The sequence below is a fragment of the Bordetella genomosp. 13 genome, assembly GCF_007679965.1.
Taxonomy (GTDB): Bacteria; Pseudomonadota; Gammaproteobacteria; order Burkholderiales; family Burkholderiaceae_B; genus Bordetella.
In genome coordinates this window covers 125,585-141,621 of the sequence record NZ_VEHL01000014.1, presented here as the reverse complement: position 1 = coordinate 141,621, position 16,037 = coordinate 125,585, and the positions used below count along the sequence as shown (strand labels likewise).

General features: G+C 69.1%; 19 protein-coding genes. 1 reads left to right on the top strand and 18 read right to left on the bottom strand.

From position 1 onward, the window contains the following. Positions 1-1,030: 1,030 nt before the first annotated feature. From fliR to fliF, 13 genes are all read right to left on the bottom strand, one after another. Positions 1,031-1,819 (bottom strand): flagellar biosynthetic protein FliR, encoded by a 789-nt coding sequence (fliR, locus tag FS845_RS26220; RefSeq protein WP_144641570.1) that lies wholly within the window; start codon positions 1,817-1,819, stop codon positions 1,031-1,033. Between the two features lie 22 nt (positions 1,820-1,841). Beyond that, positions 1,842-2,111 (bottom strand): flagellar biosynthesis protein FliQ, encoded by a 270-nt coding sequence (fliQ, locus tag FS845_RS26215; protein WP_144641567.1) that lies wholly within the window; start codon positions 2,109-2,111, stop codon positions 1,842-1,844. 19 nt (positions 2,112-2,130) lie between these two features. Beyond that, positions 2,131-2,919 carry a flagellar type III secretion system pore protein FliP gene (gene fliP, locus FS845_RS26210; RefSeq protein WP_144641564.1) on the bottom strand — a complete coding sequence of 263 codons (789 nt, stop codon included), beginning with the start codon at positions 2,917-2,919 and terminating at the stop codon, positions 2,131-2,133. A 13-nt stretch (positions 2,920-2,932) separates the two neighbouring features. Next, positions 2,933-3,313, bottom strand: coding sequence for a flagellar biosynthetic protein FliO (gene fliO, locus FS845_RS26205; protein WP_144641561.1), 381 nt, complete (start codon positions 3,311-3,313; stop codon positions 2,933-2,935). 4 nt (positions 3,314-3,317) lie between these two features. Further along, complete coding sequence (gene fliN, locus FS845_RS26200) at positions 3,318-3,824, bottom strand: flagellar motor switch protein FliN (protein ID WP_144641558.1); 507 nt, start codon at positions 3,822-3,824, stop codon at positions 3,318-3,320. Next, positions 3,817-4,824, bottom strand: a complete 1,008-nt coding sequence (gene fliM, locus FS845_RS26195) for a flagellar motor switch protein FliM (RefSeq protein WP_144641555.1) — start codon at positions 4,822-4,824, stop codon at positions 3,817-3,819. Before fliM ends, fliN begins: the two co-directional genes overlap by 8 nt. Before the next feature lie 2 nt (positions 4,825-4,826). Further along, positions 4,827-5,438, bottom strand: a complete 612-nt coding sequence (locus FS845_RS26190; protein WP_144641552.1) for a flagellar basal body-associated FliL family protein — start codon at positions 5,436-5,438, stop codon at positions 4,827-4,829. A gap of 142 nt (positions 5,439-5,580) precedes the next feature. After that, positions 5,581-7,023: a flagellar hook-length control protein FliK gene (locus tag FS845_RS26185; RefSeq protein WP_144641549.1), complete on the bottom strand. Its 1,443-nt coding sequence runs from the start codon at positions 7,021-7,023 to the stop codon at positions 5,581-5,583. A 22-nt stretch (positions 7,024-7,045) separates the two neighbouring features. Then, on the bottom strand, positions 7,046-7,492 hold the full coding sequence (gene fliJ, locus FS845_RS26180) for a flagellar export protein FliJ (RefSeq protein ID WP_144641546.1): 447 nt from the start codon (positions 7,490-7,492) through the stop codon (positions 7,046-7,048). Next, positions 7,485-8,960, bottom strand: a complete 1,476-nt coding sequence (fliI, locus tag FS845_RS26175) for a flagellar protein export ATPase FliI (RefSeq protein ID WP_409929344.1) — start codon at positions 8,958-8,960, stop codon at positions 7,485-7,487. The genes fliJ and fliI overlap by 8 nt, the downstream gene beginning before the upstream one ends. Then, positions 8,957-9,706 (bottom strand): flagellar assembly protein FliH, encoded by a 750-nt coding sequence (gene fliH, locus FS845_RS26170; protein ID WP_144641543.1) that lies wholly within the window; start codon positions 9,704-9,706, stop codon positions 8,957-8,959. Before fliH ends, fliI begins: the two co-directional genes overlap by 4 nt. Further along, positions 9,699-10,709 carry a flagellar motor switch protein FliG gene (fliG, locus tag FS845_RS26165; protein WP_144641540.1) on the bottom strand — a complete coding sequence of 337 codons (1,011 nt, stop codon included), beginning with the start codon at positions 10,707-10,709 and terminating at the stop codon, positions 9,699-9,701. Before fliG ends, fliH begins: the two co-directional genes overlap by 8 nt. Then, positions 10,699-12,390: a flagellar basal-body MS-ring/collar protein FliF gene (gene fliF, locus FS845_RS26160; protein WP_144641537.1), complete on the bottom strand. Its 1,692-nt coding sequence runs from the start codon at positions 12,388-12,390 to the stop codon at positions 10,699-10,701. Before fliF ends, fliG begins: the two co-directional genes overlap by 11 nt. 317 nt (positions 12,391-12,707) lie before the next feature. Between fliF and fliE the strand changes: the two genes are divergently transcribed. After that, positions 12,708-13,040 (top strand): flagellar hook-basal body complex protein FliE, encoded by a 333-nt coding sequence (gene fliE, locus FS845_RS26155; RefSeq protein WP_144641534.1) that lies wholly within the window; start codon positions 12,708-12,710, stop codon positions 13,038-13,040. 91 nt (positions 13,041-13,131) lie between these two features. Here fliE and FS845_RS26150 read toward each other — a convergent pair whose 3' ends face one another. Genes FS845_RS26150 through fliS form a run of 5 tightly spaced genes read right to left on the bottom strand, consistent with a single transcriptional unit; the run spans position 13,132 to position 16,025 of the window. Beyond that, on the bottom strand, positions 13,132-13,518 hold the full coding sequence (locus FS845_RS26150; protein ID WP_186332436.1) for a hypothetical protein: 387 nt from the start codon (positions 13,516-13,518) through the stop codon (positions 13,132-13,134). A 14-nt stretch (positions 13,519-13,532) separates the two neighbouring features. Beyond that, positions 13,533-13,853 carry an EscU/YscU/HrcU family type III secretion system export apparatus switch protein gene (locus tag FS845_RS26145; protein WP_144641528.1) on the bottom strand — a complete coding sequence of 107 codons (321 nt, stop codon included), beginning with the start codon at positions 13,851-13,853 and terminating at the stop codon, positions 13,533-13,535. Beyond that, positions 13,850-15,205 (bottom strand): flagellar hook-length control protein FliK, encoded by a 1,356-nt coding sequence (locus tag FS845_RS26140; protein WP_144641525.1) that lies wholly within the window; start codon positions 15,203-15,205, stop codon positions 13,850-13,852. Before FS845_RS26140 ends, FS845_RS26145 begins: the two co-directional genes overlap by 4 nt. Beyond that, the gene (locus FS845_RS26135; protein ID WP_144641522.1) at positions 15,202-15,552 is read right to left on the bottom strand and encodes a flagellar protein FliT; all 351 of its coding nucleotides are present in this window, start codon (positions 15,550-15,552) and stop codon (positions 15,202-15,204) included. The genes FS845_RS26140 and FS845_RS26135 overlap by 4 nt, the downstream gene beginning before the upstream one ends. A 44-nt stretch (positions 15,553-15,596) precedes the next feature. After that, positions 15,597-16,025, bottom strand: a complete 429-nt coding sequence (gene fliS / locus FS845_RS26130; protein WP_144641519.1) for a flagellar export chaperone FliS — start codon at positions 16,023-16,025, stop codon at positions 15,597-15,599. Positions 16,026-16,037 lie beyond the last annotated feature (12 nt).

Genomic DNA, 16,037 nt, shown 5'->3' with positions numbered 1-16,037 from the left:
GCTCGCTGCAGGAGCAGGCGCAGCGCCTGGCCGAAGCCGTGGCGGTATTCCGCATCAACGCCGGCGAAGTCATCGACCTGCCGGCCGCGCAACTGCACGGCTACGGTGCGGCGCCGATGGTGACGCAAGCCTGATAGCGATTGCCATCTGATCGCTGCCTGGTTCATCGGGCGGCTTTCGACGACGGCGTCAACGGGTCGGATCCTCTTGGGAGTCCGGCCCGTTTTGTTTGTGTGCGTATTATCCGTCGCTTATATCGGGGTGGCTGCGGGCTCTTGGGACGTTCGATGTCTCTCGAAAGCGTCCTCTGTGGATCGGGTAGCCCGCGCCGGCCAAGTCACTTGGCTCGGGCGCGCCACCAGGCGCCCTCGGCCCCCTGCGGGGGCTTCCCTCGCTCCAATTGGCCGTCACGGGCCACCCGCCCCACAGAGGACTCACGCCAGTGGCATGCGCAGGTCTGGAAACCCCATGCGCGGCGGCGGTGGGCTTCATGGCGCGAGTGTCGAACTATGTCGTGGTCGACGCTCATGCTTTTCCGAGCGTCGAAGCGAGGGCCGAATCACGTCGGCCAAGGTCGTGACGAAGCCCAAGCCGATGCTGGAACCCATCGTTCAGTGCGAATACCGACACCAAGGTCGAAGCCAGGCTAGACAGTGAATAGCCAAGGTCACGTCAAGCAAGAGACATTCCAAACCCTGCCATGGCAAAAGCCCCACCAAGCCCAGCCCAGCTAACCTCCTGAACACATCGGCTGATGTCCATTCCATGAAAAGAGTCGACCGTCCGCTCGCGATGACTCCGATGCAGCCTCTGTGCGTCAGCCGGGGCCGTGGCGGCCAATTGGAGCGAGGGTAGCCCCCGTAGGGGGCCGAGGGCGCCTGGTGGCGCGCCCGACCCGAGTGACTTGGCCGGCACGGTCCCGGCTGACGCACAGGGGCGGACTCAAGAACCACCACCCGTCAGACAAGAACGACAACCGACAACCGAAAACCAGACCAAGAACGACAGCCCAAACCACCAAAGAAGACGGCTACCGCCCCGACAACCTCAGTATGAGATCCCCCATCGCCCGGAATCCCGCCTGGAACTGATCCTCGAAGAACGGGCCCGAATGCGGCAGGACGACGGCCAGCAGGATCAGCCCGCCGATCAGGTGGATCGGGAACCCGATGGCGAACACCGTCAGCTGGGGCGATGCGCGGTTCAGGATGCCCAGCGCCAGGTTCACCGTCAGCTGCGAGCAGATCAGCGGCAGGGCCAGCAGCAGCCCGGCCGTGAAGATGGTGCCACTCCAGTCGAGCAGCACGCCCCAGCCGTTCGGATCCAGCCCGTTCAGGCTCACCGGCAGCACCTCGAAGCTGCGCGCCAGGGTGGCCAGCATCAGCAGGTGCCCGTCCAGCGACAGGAAGACCAGCACCGCCACGATGTTGAACAGCCGCGACAGCACCGCCGTGTTGGCGCCGATCGACGGATCGAAGAGCGAGGCGAACGACAGGCTCATCTGCAGGCCCACGAATTCGCCGGCCGTCTGCACCGCGGCGAAGACGATGCGCATCACCAGACCCATGGCCATGCCGATCAGCACCTGCTGCAGCACGATCCACAGCGCGCCGTACGAATTCAGCGGCACCGCCGGCATCGGGTCCAGGCCGGGGGCCAGCGCCACCGTCAGCATGAACGCCGCGCCGATCTTGGCCTGGTTGGGGATGCTGGATTCGGAGAACAGGGGAGAGGCGCCCATCAGGGCGAGCACGCGCACGAAGGGCCAGAGGTACTGGCCGAGCCAGCCGGTCAGCTGCTCCAGGGTGAACGAGATCATGGCGCGCGACCGGCCTGGCGGGTCAGGAGACCAGCATCGGGATCTGGCCGATCAACTGGCGGATGTAGTCGACCATCATGCTCATCAGCCAGGGGCCCAGCAGCACGAGGGCGCCGCAGATCGCCAGCAGCTTCGGGATGAAGGCCAGCGTCATTTCGTTGATCTGCGTGGCAGCCTGGAACACGCTGATGACCAGGCCCACCACCAGCGTGATCAGCAGCAGCGGGCCCGCCATGGCCAGGGCGACCTGCATGGCCTGATAGGCCAGGGTCATGACGGTTTCGGCGGTCATGGCGTGGCGTCCCGTGCGGTCATTGATAGAAGCTCTGCGCGAGCGATCCCAGCAGCAGGTGCCAGCCGTCGGCCAGCACGAACAGCATCAGCTTGAATGGCAGGGACACCGTCACGGGCGGCACCATCATCATGCCCAGCGCCATCAGCACGCTGGCCACCACCATGTCGATGATGAGGAACGGGATGAAGATGGTGAAGCCGATCTGGAACGCCGTCTTCAATTCGCTGGTGATGAAGGCCGGGATCAGGATGCGCATGGGCACCTGCGAGGGGTCCTCCATGGCCGGCTGTTTGGCCATGTCGGCAAACAGGGCCAGGTCGGCCTCGCGGGTCTGGTGCAGCATGAAGGTGTGCAGGGGCGCGCCCGCGCGCTGCACGGCGGTCTCGAAGGTGATGGCGCCGTTGCTGAGCGGCTGGTAGGCGTCCGCGTAGATCTGGTCGAAGACCGGCGACATCGTATAGAAGGTCAGGAACAGCGCCAGGCCGATCAGCACGTGGTTGGGCGGCGAGGTCGGCGTGCCGATGGCGCTGCGCAGCAGGCCCAGCACGATGATGATGCGGGTGAAGCCGGTCATCATCAGCAGGGCCGCCGGCAGGAACGACAGCGACGTCATCAGCAGCAGCGTCTGCATGCTGAGCGAATACGTTTCCGAGCCGCCCGGGCCGGGCGTGGCCGTGATGGCGGGCAGCGTGGCCTGCGCCAGCGTGGCGCCGGGCCACAGCGCCAGCGAGGCCAGCAGCAGCACGGCCGCGCGGGGCCAGGCCGCGCGCAGGCTCGCTAGACGACGGCGATTGAGGAAAAGCATGATGTACGTAGGGCTACGGGCGCTTGTTGAGCGCGTCGGCGAAGCGCTTGGCCAGCGCCGTTGCGAAAGTGCCGGGCGCCTGCTGTCCGGGCACGGCCAGGGCAGCGTCGCCGGCGGATCGGGGCGCGCCGGCATCGGCCGCCGGTTCGGCGGGCAGGGTGTGCAGGGGCGTCATGCCGCCGGAGGTGATGCCCACCACCACCCAGGTGTCGCGCACCTGGATGACGGCGATGTTCTGGCGCGGACCGACGGTCAGGCTGGCGACGATGCGCAGGATGCCGCCGCCCTGGCGCTGCAGCAGGCCGGAGCGCCTGGCCAGCCACGCGGCGGCCAGGATGGCGGCGATGATCAGGCCTAGGGCGAGGGCGACGCGCAGGACGTCGGCATGCGTCATGGGATCAGCGGCGGTTGTTGAGGCGGTTCAGCCGTTCCGACGGGGTGATGATGTCGGTCAGGCGGATGCCGTACTTGTCTTCGACCACGACCACTTCACCCTGGGCGATGAGGTAGCCGTTGACGAAGATGTCCATGGGTTCGCCGGCCAGGCCGTCGAGCTCGACGACCGAGCCCTGGCCCAGCTGCAGCAGGTTCTTGATGGTCAGGCGCGTGCGGCCCAGTTCGACCGTGAGCTGGACAGGCACGTCCATGATCAGGTCGATGTCGGTGCCCGTGACGCTGTCCTTGGTGGACAGCGGCTTGAAGATCGAGTCCGCAGCGGACTTGGCCGACGTGGCGCTGCTGCTGGCGGCCGGCGCGCTGGCGGGCGCCGCGGCGGGTTCGGCGGGCTTCAGGCCGTCGGCCTGGGTGGGGGGATTGGGAACGCGGGCCTGTTCGGCGAGCGCGTCGGCCCAATCGTCGGCGGCCGAGGAGGCGGGCGTGCTGCTGTCGCCGGTCTGGTCAGTCATTTTCGGGAGCCTCGGGGGATTCGAAATCGTAGTTGAGCATGTTCTGTACGCGCAGGGCGTACTGGCCATTGAAGACGCCGTAGCCGCAATCCATGATCGGCACGCCGTCGATGTGGGCGGTGATGGTTTGCGGGACGTCGATGGGCAGCACGTCGCCCACCTTCAGGCGCATCAGTTCGCCGATGGAGGACGGGATGCGCCCGAATTCGGCGGACAGCTGCACGTCGGCGCTGCGCACCTGGCGCGACAACTGCTGCGTCCAGCGCTGGTCGACCTCTTCGAGGGCGGTTTCCTGCAACGGGCGGGTCAGCAGGTCGCGCACCGGCTCGATCATCGAGTACGGCAGGCAGATGTTCAGGTCGCCGCCGGTGGCGCCGAATTCGATGTGGAAGGGGGTGACCACCACCACTTCGTTGTCGCCCGTGATGCTGGCGAATTTCGTGTGCATCTCGGAGCGTACGTATTCGAACTCGATGGGATACACGGGTTCCCAGGAGCGGCCGTAGCATTCCAGCGTCAGGTTCAGCAGGCGGCGGATGATGCGCTGTTCGGTATTCGTGAAGTCGCGCCCTTCGACGCGCGTGTGGTAGCGGCCATCGCCGCCGAACAGGCTGTCGATGACCAGGAACACCAGGTTCGGGTCGTAGGTGAACAGGGCAGTGCCGCGCAGGGGCCGCATCTGGATCATGTTCAGATTGCTGGGCACCGGCAGGTTGCGCTCGAAGTCGGCGTACTTCTGGATGCGGATGGCGCCGACCGTGATGTCGGCGCTGCGGCGCATGAAGTTCAGCAGCACGTTGCGCATGCCGCGCGCGAACCGTTCGTTGATGAGCTCCAGCGTCTGCATGCGCCGGCGCACGACGCGATCTGGCGAACTGAGATCGTAGGCACGGGTGCCGTCGGGTTCGGCCTGCGCGGGGGCTGCGTCTTCGCTCTCGCCGGTTACGCCGGCGAGCAGGGCATCGACTTCGTCCTGGGAAAGAAACGCCTCATAGGCCATGCTTATTGCACCACGAATTCCGTGAACAGCACATCGGTGACGTACTGGCCGTCAGGGATCGGAGAGAACGGCTTGTTGATGGTCTGCATGATGGTCTTGGCCATGTCGGCCTTGCCCTGGGGCGTACGCACGGTCTGCGGCGTCTGGGCGGACAGCACCATCAGGACGCGGCTGCGCACTTCCGGCAGGTACTTCTCGATACGCGTGCGGGTCTGCTCATCGCTGACGCGCAGCGTGATGCCGACGCGAACGATGCGTTCCGATTCCTGGTCTTCGACGGTGGCCGTGAAGGGCTCCAGCGGCACGAAGATCGGGGCGGGCACGGGCTGCGGCGAGGCAGGCGGAGCCACGAAGGTGGTGGGTTGCGCGCCGGGCTGCCCGCCCGGCTGGCCGGCGACCGCCGCGCCGGGCTGGCCCGAGGCGCCCACGCCCAGCTGCACGGGGCTGAGGTCGCGGCCGCCTTGCCAGTGCAGGAAGAACCAGGTGCCGGCGACGCTGACGCCGGCGACCAGCAGCAGGATCACCAGCATGAGCAGCGGGCGCAGCAGGCGGCGGATGCCACCCGAGGAAGATGCTGCGCCGGGCGCTGCAGAAGAAGTCTTGGAGGTCGCCATCTCGTTGTCGATACGGGTTGTGCGGCTGAAACTGAACCGATGCTGATGGAATGAAAGCATTCTGCCCCAAAGTCCGCCTGCACAGGCACGCGAAAAACAGGACGAAAGCGGGGTATCTCAGGCTATTACGGCGCGTGTGCGATCAGGCGAAGGTGTCGACCAGCGCATTGGCATCGCGCACGACGGCAACCCGTTGCGCGGCGTCGGTTTCGCCCTGGGAATCGGTGCCTGCGCCGGCCTGGCCGTTACCCTGGCGGCCGGCCGGGGATTGCTCCTGGGCGAACTGATTGCCCTGTTCGCCGACGTCGGCCTGGCCCAGCGAGATGCCGGCCTCGGCCAGTGCCTGCTGCAGCTGCGGCAGCGCCGATTCGAGGGCCTGGCGCACGGAGGCATGGGCCGACACGAAGCTGGCCGTGGCCACGCCGTCGGACAGACTGAGGGTGACGCGCAGCGGACCCAGGTCGGGCGGGTCCAGGCGCAATTCGGCGGTGTGCTGGCCGCGCTGGGCGTCGCCGCCCAGCAAGACGAGCTGGCGGCCGATATCGCGGCCCCAGGTGGACGAGCCGACGGGGCTCTGCACGTCCAGGATGGGCGCGGGCGGCGCGGCGCGGGTCTCGGCGGCGCCCGACGGCGCCTGCGCCGCAACGGGGCGCAGGGCGGCAGCGGCGAACGCGGTCAGGTCGCCACGGGCACGGGCGCCGTCGTCCTGCTGCTGACCGGCCAATTGCGATCCGAAATCGGGCAACGGGGCGGCGACGGCCTCGGGGTCTGCGGGTACCTGCGCCAGCGCGTCCTGCGTGCCCTGGGCATGCTGGCCGCCGGCCGTATGGCCCGCCGCGCGCGGATCGCGCGCGGTGGCGATGGTCTGGCGCAGCGCGGCGAAGGGATTCTCCTGCGGCGCGGCGGGCTTGACGGCGGGCAGCGCGTCCTGCGCGGCTTGGGCGGCCTGCTGCGGCAGCGTGGCTGCCTGCAGCGCCGAGGCGGCGGCGGCCTGTGCGGCGGTGGGCTGAGTGCCGTTGGCCGGCCCGGCGCCTTGCTGCTGGGCGGCGGCGGGAGCGGCGGCGCCTGCTTGCGCGGCGGCCGCGGCCTGCTGCGCGGCCAGCCGGGCGGCGGATTGCGATTGCAGGGCGGCTGACTGGGCGGCGATCTCGAGCGCCTGGATGGGCAACGTCGGCGCGGCCTGTGTCTGGACCTGGGCCTGGGCGGCCGCCTGTGCCGCGGCCTGCGCCTCGGCCTGGGCCAGTTGGGCGGCCGAGGCATCGGACGGGGCCGTCGCGTCGGCGGCGGTGTCCTTGCCGGCGACCGGCTCGGCCGGCTGCTGGGCGTCGGCCTGGGCCGCGGGCGTGGCGTCCTGCTGCGATTCGGCGGGCTTGGGCTTGCTGTCCGGCGATTTCTCGGCGGGCTTGGCGTCCGCCTTCTTGCCCGGCGCATCCTGGCGCGAGGCGTTCTTCTGGTCGGCCAGCATCTTGGAGAACGACGGGCCCTTGTCGTCGCTCTTGGCGACGGGCGCAGCCGGCGTGGGTGCGGGCGCGGGCGCCGCGGGGGCGATGGTCAACAGGCTGGCAAGCGGAGCGGAGGTCGGCATGTTCTTGTGGGTCCCGCGAGGATCAGTAGATGGCTTGGCCGCGCGCCAGGCGCGCCGAATATTCGTCGCTGGCGCGCTGCTCGCGCCGGTTCTCGGCCAACTGCTCGGCGCGCACCTGGCGCTGCGACAGGGCGTCGAAGGAGTTCAGCTTGCGCTGCTCCTGCTGCCAGTGCTGCCGGCCGCGCGCCAGATGGTCGTCGGCCGCGCGCAACACGTTGGTCTGCTGGCCGATGGCGTCGTCCAGAGTGGAGATGAAGCGCTGGTAATTCTGGCAGTCGGCGACCGACATGCCCGTCTGCATGGCACGCTGCAGCCGCTGCAGGTAGTCCTGGCGGTAGTCGTACAGCATGGTCAGCTGGCGCTCGGCCTGCGAGCGGTCGGCGCTCAGCTTGCCCAGCACACGGGCGGCGGCGTCGGCGCTTTCCTTGGCCAGTCCCAGCAGCATGTCCAGAGGCAATTGGCTAGGCATAGGTGTCCTTGATTTCGAACGAACCCCGCAACTGGTCGACGGCGGTCGCGTAGTCGACGTTGTCGGTGATGTCTTGCTGCAGATAGGCTTCCAGGCGCGGATAGCGCGCGATGGCATCGTCCAGTTGGTGGTCGTTGCCGGCGGCGTACGCGCCCACGGCGATCAGGTCGCGGTTGCGCTGGTAGCGCGAGAACGTCTGCTTGAAGCGCCGCACCAGCGAGAACTGCTGCGGCGTGATCAGCGACGTCATGGCGCGCGAGATGGAGGCCTCGATGTCGATGGCGGGGTAATGGCCGGCCTCGGCCAGGTGTCGCGACAGGACGATGTGGCCGTCCAGGATCGCGCGCGCCGAGTCGGCGATGGGATCCTGCTGGTCGTCGCCCTCGGCCAGCACCGTATAGAAGGCGGTGATGGAGCCCGCCTTGCCATTCGGGCCCGGCGCGCCCATGCCGGTGCGCTCGACCAGCGCGGGCAGGCGCGCGAACACGGATGGCGGATAGCCCTTGGTGGCGGGCGGCTCGCCGATGGCCAGCGCGATCTCGCGCTGCGCCATGGCGTAGCGGGTCAGCGAATCCATGATCAGCAGCACGTCCAGGCCCTGGTCGCGGAAATGCTCGGCCAGGCGCGTGGCGTAGCTGGCGCCCTGCAGCCGCAGCAGCGGCGAGACGTCGGCCGGCGCGGCCACCACCACCGAGCGGGCCAGGCCCTCGGGACCCAGGTTGTGCTCGATGAATTCCTTCACTTCGCGGCCGCGTTCGCCGATCAGGCCCACGACGATGATGTCGGCGCGCGTATAGCGGGCCATCATGCCCAGCAGCACGCTCTTGCCGACGCCGGAGCCCGCGAACAGGCCCATGCGCTGGCCCCGGCCCACGGTCAGCAGGCCGTTGATGGCGCGCACCCCGACGTCCAGCACGGTGTCGATGGGCGCGCGCGACAGGGGGTTGATGGGGAGGGCGGTCAGCGGCGCGGCTTCGGCGCCGGTCAGCGGGCCCAGGCCGTCCAGCGGCCGGCCGGCGCCGTCGACCACTCGGCCCAGCATGGCGTTGCCCACGGGCAGGTGGCGGCCCAGCTGCGGCTTCGCGTTGCCGTTCAGTTCGGCCTTGCGCGGCAGCGGTACGGGGCGTTGCACGGTGGGCTCGCTGGGCACCACGCGAGCGCCGGGGGGCAGGCCGGAGATGTCCGCCTGCGGCATCAGGTACAGGGTGTGTCCGTCGAAACCGACCACTTCGGCGTCGGCCCAGTGGTCGTGGCCGCGCGCGATCTCGATGCGGCAGGCGGCGCCCACGGGCAGCCGCAGGCCGGTGGCATGCAGCACCAGGCCGGTGGCGCGCGTGATGCGGCCCGTGACCAGCCACGGCTCGGTCGACGCCGCGCGGATCGAGCCGATCTGCAGCTGCGTCTTCCAGCGGTCGGCCAGCGGCACCGGGGCCGCCGCGTCGGGCAGGGGCTGCAAGGCGGGATTCACGGCTGCTCGTCCCACGAGGCGCTGCGGCCCAGCGACGCCGCCACGCGGCGCCAGCGGGTCTGCAGCGTGGCGTCGATGTCGCCATAGGGCGTCTCGGCGCGGCAGCCGCCGCGCGTGATGGACTCGTCGGCCAGCACGCGCCAGTTGCCTTCCTTCAGTTCGTCGGCCAGGTGCAGGCGCACCAGTTCGAGGTCCTCGGGATGGATCCACAGGCGCAACGCGCCCTGTGGCGGGGTGGGGTTGATGTGCAACACCTCGCGCACGGCGGCCAGCATGGCCTGCGGCTGTTCGGCCAGCTGCTGGCGCACGACCTGCGCGGCGATGTCCAGGGCCAGGGTGATGAGGCTCTGGCCCAGTTGTTCCTCGATGCCGCGCAGCGACGTGGCCAGATTGCCGACCAGGGTGTTCAGGTGCGCGGCCTCGACGTTGCCCTGTTCGCGGCCCTGCGCCAGGCCTTCGGCGTAGCCTTCCTCGCGGCCGGCCGCCAGGCCTTCCTGGTGGCCCTGTTCGCGGCCTTCGGCCAGGCCTTGCCGGTGGCCCTCGGCCATGCCCTGCATGTGGCCCTCGCTGCGGGCCTGTTCGCGCAGCGCTTGCCGCACTTCCTCGGGATCGGGGCCGGGGTCGGGCGCGGGGACCGGCTCGGCGGGCGCTTCCTCGACCTGGGGTTCGTCGAAAGACGCCATCTGCCAGCGCTGCCAGGCAGCGCGGCGCGACAGCGTGGATCCGACGGGACCACGGTCAGACATACGCGTCGTCTCCGGAGTTGCCCAGCACGATCTGGCCGCTCTCGGCCAGGCGGCGGGCGATCTGCAGGATCTTCTTCTGCTCGCTCTCGACCTTGGACATGCGCACCGGGCCCTGGGCCTCGAGGTCTTCGCGCAGCATCTCGGCCGCGCGGCTGGACATGTTGCGCAGGAACTTGTTGCGCAGCTCGTCCTGCGCGCCCTTGAGCGCGACCATCAGCATGTCGTTGTCGATTTCCTTGAGGATGAGCTGGATGCCGCGGTCCTCGACGTCCAGCAGGTTCTCGAAGACGAACATCTCGTCGATGATCTTCTGGGCCAGGTCGGCGTCGCGTTCGCGCAGGCTGTTGACCACGGCCTCTTCCTGCGTCGAGTTCATCATGTTCAGGATTTCGGCCGCGGTGCGCACGCCGCCCATCTTGCTGCGCTTGGCGCTCTGGCCGGACAGCATGGAGTTCAGCACTTCCGTCAGCTCGGCCAGCGCCGAGGGCTGCACGCCGCCGAACGTGGCGATGCGCAGCATGACGTCGTTGCGCAGGCGGTCGGTCAGCAGGGCCAGCACGCCGGCGGCCCGATCGCGTTCCAGGTGGACCAGGATCGTGGCGATGATCTGCGGATGCTCGTTGCCGACCAGTTCGGCCACCGTGACGGGATCGAGCCAGTTCAGTGCGTCGATGCCGCTGCCGCCTTCGCCGGCCTCGAGGATGTCCTCGATCAGGCCCGCGGCGCGGTCGCTGCCCAGCGCCTTGGTCAGCACGGTGCGGATGTAGTCGTCCGACCCCAGCGTGACCGCGGTGAACTGGTCGGCTTCCTGGCGAAACTCTTCCAGTACGCCGCCGACGTCGCGGCGCGTGACCTGCTTGAGGGTGGCCATGGACGCGCCGACCTGCTGCACTTCACGCGCGGTCAGGTAGCGGAAAACTTCGGCGGCGGCGTCCTCGCCCAGCGACATCAGCAGGACGGCGCTGCGGGTCATGCCGTCCATCGGTTTGCCGTCATTCATCATCTTTGCTCATCCAGGTGCGCAGCACCATTGCGACGGCGCGCGGGTCCTTGGTGGCCATGTCGCGGGCGCGCTGCAGGTTCTCTTCGTAGCGGTCGATTTCGCGGGCACGCGCGGTGGCCTGCGCCTCGCGTTCGGCGTCGCGGCGTTCCTGCGCCTCGAGCTCGGGGTCCACCGCCGGATAGAAGTGCTCGATGACCGCCGGCTTGATCTTGCGGTACAGCCACAGCACCACGATGACGGCCAGCAGCCAGCCCAGCACGGACTTGCTGATGGCGATCAGCTCGGCATCGCGCCACAGCGGCACGGAGGGCTCGACGTCGTTGAACTGGCTGTTGACGACGTTCAGCGAATCGCCGCGGGCTTCGGAATAGCCCATGGCCTCGCGGACCAGGTCGGTCAGCTTGTTGAGTTCCTCGGGCGGCAGGGCCTGGCGGTCGCCGCCATCCTTGCCGGGCAGATAGTTGACGACCACCGCCACCGACATGCGCTTGAGCGTGCCCACGGGCTGCTTGATGTGGCTGATGGTGCGGTCGACTTCGTAGTTGGTGGTGGTGTCGTGACGGTTGTTCGTGGAGACGCCCGCCTGCGTGCCGGCCTGCGCGGTGCCCGTGGTGGTGCCGGTCTGCTGCGGCTGCTGCTGTTGCGCCTGCTGCTGCTGCTGGCCTTGCTGGCCGGGCGGCGTCTGCGGATTGTTCAGCGGTGCCTGGGTGGGCGCGGGCACCTGGTTGCTCAGCGCGCCCGGCACGCCGCGCGCGGGGTCGACGCCGCTTTGGCGCGACTCGCTGCTCTGCTGGCTGCGCACGGCGCCCTGGCCAGGCTCCTGGTTGGGGCGGTAGACCTCGGACGTCTCTTCGCGGCGCGCGAAATCGACGTCGGCGGTGGCCTGGGCATGCACGTTGCCCGGGCCCACCAGCGGGTTCAGGATGGTGAGGATGCGCTCGACGGCGCGCTGCTCGACCTCGCGCACGAAACGCATCTGGTCGGCATCCATGCCACGGCCTTCGCCCTGCGGGGCGGACAGCAGGCGGCCGTTCTGATCGACGATGGAGACGTTGTCGGCCGTCAGTTCGGGCACGCTGGACGCCACCAGCCAGGTGATGGAAGAGACCTGGGCGTCGGCCAGGCTGCGGCCGGGATACAGGTTCAGCAGCACCGAGGCGGTGGGGGACTGGCGTTCGCGCACGAACAGCGACTGGCGCGGCATGGCCAGGTGCACGCGCGCCTTCTGCACGCCGTTCATGGCCTCGATGGAGCGTGCCAGTTCGCCTTCCAGGCCGCGCTGGTAGTTGATCTGCTCGGTGAACTGGCTGGCGCCGAAGCGCGCGTTGTCCATCAGTTCGAAGCCGACGTTGCCGCCGCGCGGCAGGCCCTGGCTGGCCAGCTGCATGCGGGCGTCGTAGACGCGCTCGCCGGGCACCAGGATGGCGGTGCCGGTTTCGTTGTAGCGGTAGGGCACGTTCATGGTGCCCAGGGCCGCCACGATGGCGCCGCTGTCGCGGTCGTCCAGATTGGAGAACAGGACCTTGTAGTCCGGCTCGCGGCTCCAGAGCGCCAACACGGCGACCAGGGCCACCAGGGCGGCGGCCGCGCCGATCAACAGGGGTTTGGGCAGAGTCCGTACTTTCTCGAGTACCGGAAACCGGGCCAGAAGCGACGCACCGAGGGTTGCCTGTTGGTTCATCGGTGGCTCCCGCAAGCTTCGCGGAGCAGGGATTCTAGCGACATGGTCGAGGAAGGCAGGTTACACATGCAACGTGCTTTAGGTCGGGGAGCGTGGATTATGGCGGGGGGCCAGGCAATCCCAATCGCCGAAAACAACCGTTTTTCCCCGTTATTTGTCTCCTATGTCCCGGCCGGCGTCGCGCCGGGCCGCGCACGGGTGCGCCGGTTACAAACGCCGGTGAACTGCCGGGGTTTTTGGCGGCTTTTAGGCGTTATGAACGCGCGCGGCCCGAGGTACGCTTGCCCACTCTCCCGTTTGACGTCCGAGGTATCTTCATGGCGGTCTCTGGCCTGTCCGGAATCGAAAACATGTTGCAGCAGATGCGCGCCGTGGTGCGCACCGCGCAGGGCGGCGTGTCCGATCCCGCCGAGCTGTCGCCGAATCCCACGGGCTTCGCCGCCGAGCTCGAGCGGTCGCTCAAGCGCGTATCCGCGGCCCAGAAATCCGCCAACGCCCAGGCCCAGGCCTTCGAATTGGGCGCGCCCGACGTGTCGCTGAACGACGTCATGATCGACCTGCAGAAAGCCAGCATCGGGTTCCAGACCGCGCTGCAGGTACGCAATCGTCTGGTGTCCGCATACCGCGAAATCGCTTCCATGCCGCTCTAAGCCGGCGCAATGCCGGCCGGTCCGGCGTCCGGCCGGGCCGCCGTCGGTCATTCCTGGCGATCCGCACGACAATCCGTCAGACATTCAGGCCTCAATGCGCGCCGAATTCCTGCCGCAGGCGGTTCGGGAAGGGCGACACCATCAGCATGCTGCCGTCGTCGAAACGCACCACCGACGGCCGGCCGGACTGGAACTGCAGCCAGGCGCCGTCATGCGCCGTGGCGGTGAAGTCCAGCGGCGTCGCCGCTAGCCGCGCGGCCAGGTCTTCGCCCTGCGGGATCCGCGCGTTCTCGGGGCGCCAGAAGAACAGCCGCGAGCGTACGTCCAGCCCCAGTACCTTCACCATCCAGTGCATGCCGCGGTTGTCGCGCGCCTGCACCAGGCTGGACGGGTGCGTCAGCGACGACAGCGCGCTGCGGATCTCGCTGGCGCCTTGCAGCCAGGCTTCGTGATCGGGCGGTTCAGCGGAGGGGTGCACGGCGCGCCGCTGCGTCAGGCCGCAGGCTGCGCGTTGCCCTTGGGCAGCGCAGGGACGTCGCGGGCTTCGAGGCGGTACAGCCACGCCAGCAGTTCGGCCACGGCGGCATACAGCTGCGGCGGGATCTGCGAGTCCAGGTCGACCTGCATCAGCAGGCCCACCAGTTCATTGGATTCGTGTACGTACAGATCGTGTTCGCGCGCGTTGCGCACGATGGTGTCGGCCAGCTTGCCGTAGCCCTTGGCGACGACGCGCGGGGCGTCTTCCTGCTCGTCGTACGAAATGGCGACGGCGGCGCGGCGATTCGGATCGGCGGGCGTGGACGTGTCGTTCATGGTTCGTAGACGAAAGGCGAGGGCGGCGCGATGTCGACGCTGAGCTGGCTGAGCGTCAGGCCGACCGCGGTCATGCGCTGGCGCAGGGCGTCGCCATGGCGGCCCAGTTCGGCGGCGCTGCGCGGCGCCACCACGTGCATCACCAACTGGTTGCCGGCGATGTTCAGGCGTGCCTCGACCAGGCCCAGGCGCGGCAGGTCGAGCTTGATGCGAGTGGCCCAGTGGCCTTCCTCGACCTCGGTTCCGCCTGCGGTACGGTCGCGTTCGACCTCCCACTCCATCTCGGTGCCGGGCCAGGGCTCGCCCTGCCAGGCGACGGCCTGATTTGCCAGTACGTCGAGCTGCTGGCGCACCAGCACGGTGGCGTCCGGGTGGATGCTGGCCAGCGCCTGGGCGGGCGACGCGTGTGGGCCGCTGCTTAGCGAGACCGTGGCGCTGCTGGTCGGTGACGGGGAGGGCGTGCTGTCGCGGGGTGCCAGCGCATCGGCCATGGATTGCCTGGCGGCGGACGCCGCGGCATCGGCCTGGCCAGGCGGCATGCGCATCGCTGCCTGCGGTTCGCCGCTCAGTTGTTCCGGCGTACGTTGGCCGTAGACCATCTGCGTCAGGTGCGATTCGTAGAACAGGCCGCTTTGCTGCAACGCTGCGCGCAAGGCCTGGGCCAGGGCGGCGGGCGGCGGCGAGTTTCCGCTGGGCGCCGCCGCGGCGGCTTGGGCGGCGGGCACGGCGCCGCCGGCGCGGTTCGTGCCGGCGGTCCCAGCGTCCGAGCCAGCTTGCGCGGCGCCGGCGGCGGACGCGCCGCCTTGGGTGGGCGCGCCGGCTCCGGGCGCAGCAGCACCAGGCGACCCGGCGCCAGGCATACTCGCGCCCTGCGTACCGGCCCCAGGCGTCCCGGCCGCGGGCCGGCCGCTGCCGGGCGCAGCCGCGGCCTCGTCACCGGTGGGCGGCGTCCAGAGCGGCTCGCGTCCGGCGATCGGCGGCGCCTTGTCGGGGAACTGCGCCAGCAGCGCCAGGATGGTACGTGCCGTCATGCCCAGGGTGGTGGGCGCCGACGCCGTCAGGTCGCTGCGCGTGATCAGGCCGCGCGCGGCCAGTGCCAGAGCGGCCGCGGTCTTGGCGTCGGTGATGGCATTCTGCCGGCCGCTGCCACCGCCTTCGACGGTGTCGATGCCTTGCCGAGGACCGCGCGTGGCGTTCTCGGTGCCGTCGGGGCGTCCGCTCTCGCCCGGCGGGGGCACCGCGTCGGCGCGGGTGCCGGACACCATGTTGGCGTGCGCGGCCATGCTGGTGCCCAGCACGGCATCGAGCCGCTGGACCAGGATGTTGCCTAGCGCGGGCGGACCGATACTCATGCGCCCGCCGCTTGACCCCGATAGGCGGCCAGCACGGACTGCTGGCGCTTCATGCGACCCAGCAGCGTGCCCAGGCGGGCCAGCTGGGGCAGGGCCAGGTCACGGACGGCGGCGTCGTTCTCGAGGATGCGCACCAGCAGGTCATGCTTCAAGGTCCGGCCCGCCTCGTCCAGGGGCTGGCCCGGCTCCACGTCACGCAGGCGCTCGACGGTTTCGCAGTATTGCTGGCCACAGACCAGCACGGTGTCCCAATCGTCCGACTGCGCCGCGGTAAGCATTGCAGTTGTGATGTTTGCAATGTCTAGATACAAATCAAGAACAGGAGTGTGCTGCATGAGGGACGACATAGGGAGTCTCGCGATCGGGGCGGGCGTAAGGATGCGGCCCCGGGTCAGGCCGGGTTGGCGGACGGTTGCACGTCCACCGATTGCTGCCACGCTTCGGCCAGTTCCGCGAGCAACTGGTCTGCCACGTCCAGTTGTTCGGCGTCCGACTTCAGGTTGGCGGTAAGCAGTGCGCGGATGATGAAATCGTAAAGGCGGGAGAGGTTCTCGGCGATTTCGCCGCCGGCCTCCACGTTGAGCCCCTGCTTGAGGCCCTCTTCGACGATGCGGGTGGCCTTGCTGATGGCCGCGCCGCGTTCGGCGATGCGGCCGGCATCCATGTGGATGCGCGCCTGCGCAATGGCCGCCCGCGCGCCGCTGAACAGCAGCGTGATCAGCCGTTCCGGGCCGGCGCTCAGCACCTGGGTTTCCAGGCCGATGTCCGAATAGGAGCGAACCGAATAAGAGCCCGTCGGGCGGCGCGAGGCGTAGGTCATGGTGTGACGAGA